At 64.0% G+C, this 1,340-nt stretch carries 2 protein-coding genes and 1 pseudogene; 1 reads left to right on the top strand and 2 read right to left on the bottom strand.

Going from position 1 to position 1,340, the window contains the following annotated elements; all coding sequences use genetic code 11:
- Positions 1 to 306 (top strand): integrase core domain-containing protein (locus ACFWJO_RS38315; protein WP_386872788.1); only part of this gene is annotated, 306 nt, incomplete at its 5' end.
- Here the strand turns inward: ACFWJO_RS38315 and ACFWJO_RS38310 are convergent.
- Both ACFWJO_RS38310 and ACFWJO_RS38305 read right to left on the bottom strand, forming a co-directional pair.
- A complete protein-coding gene (locus ACFWJO_RS38310) occupies positions 303 to 1,109 on the bottom strand; it encodes an AAA family ATPase (RefSeq protein ID WP_036313271.1) in 807 nt (268 codons plus the stop codon). The genes ACFWJO_RS38315 and ACFWJO_RS38310 overlap by 4 nt on opposite strands.
- Positions 1,110 to 1,340 (bottom strand): annotated as a pseudogene (locus ACFWJO_RS38305) (transposase); the annotation flags it as partial. It abuts the gene before it with no gap.

Below are 1,340 nucleotides of genomic sequence, written 5' to 3'. Positions count from 1 at the left end.
ACGGACAACGGAAACAACTACCGGGCTGCGGACTTCACCCGGAAGGTGGTCTCGCTCGGAGGCCGGCATCACCGGATCCGACCCTACACCCCGCGTCACAACGGGAAGGTGGAGAGGTACAACCGGCTGATGGTCGATGAGGTCCTCTACGCCCGCCCCTACACCTCAGAGCAAGCTCGGCGTGAGGCCCTGGCGGTGTGGGTGAACCACTACAACTACCATCGGCCTCATACCTCCTGCGGAGACGCCCCGCCAACCTCGTTGGCACCGGCCCGAGTCAACAACGTCATGCCCTCCTACAGCTAGCCGGTGACCAAGGTGCTGGCGGCAGCTTCGATGACGTCGTCGGTGATGGTGTCGAGTTGGTTGATCTTCAGGACGCGGCCGATCTGAGGGAATAGCCGTTCGAGGAGGCGGAAGTTGCCGCGGGTGATGCGTTCGATCGCGGCGATGGCCTGCGCGTCGGTGAAGTCTTCGGGGTCGAGGGTGCGGCCGAGGCGTTTCCAGTGACGAGTCAGAACGAACAGCAGCTCCTCTTGTGCGAGGGCGCGGTAGCGGTGGGAGAAGCCGAGGCGGCTGTAGAGCTGGGGGTAGTGGCGGAAACGCTGGTCGATGCCGGGCATGCCGATGAACATCAGGGCGACGTGGTGGCGATCGTGGAGGTCCCGTAGGAGCTCGAGTGCTGTCGGGGTGAGTCGCTCGGCTTCATCGATGATGATCAGTTCGGTGAAGTCGATGGTGCGGGGCACCACCGTGGTCGTGATCTTGCCGATCTCGCAGAGGTGTTCGTAGATCAGGATTCCCACTTTTGCACGGTAGAACTCGATATCGCGCATGAGGTCACGGTGCTTGGGGAGGACCTCGGGGGTGTAGAAGACGGTGCGGGAACGGTGGGCGGCCGCGTAGTGCTTCAGGTCGGCATCGCTGCGCGGCCCCCAGTCCTGGATGAAGGGCTCGAGCATGTCCCAGTGGGCGTATCTGCGGGCCGACTGGGTCTTGCCGACGCCTGCCTCCCCATGGCAGATGCCGATGGTGACGTCCTTGCGGATGGCGCCTGCGAACTCGGTGAAGCGGCGGTGCTCCTTGGTGACGATGAAATCGCGACTCATCTACTCGTCCTCTTCGTAGGTCCGTAGCTGCTTCCGCTTCCGCTGTGCGGGAGGTGGTGGCGCGGGTGGTTCTGGCTGGGATCGATTGGCGGCGGGGATGCGGTCGTTGATGCCCCGGCGGAGTTCTCGTCGGCGGGCCCGGCGCGCGGTCTCTATGTCATGGAGGCTGTACCGCTGGTTGGGGTGGGCTTCATCGATCGCCGTGCACACGAAGGTGTCGTGGTCATAGAC

It is taken from the genome of Streptomyces sp. NPDC127092, from assembly GCF_042722475.1.
Classification (GTDB): Bacteria; Actinomycetota; Actinomycetes; order Streptomycetales; family Streptomycetaceae; genus Streptomyces.
Note: the sequence above shows the minus strand (reverse complement) of the source record. Positions and strands in the feature narration are given on the sequence as shown.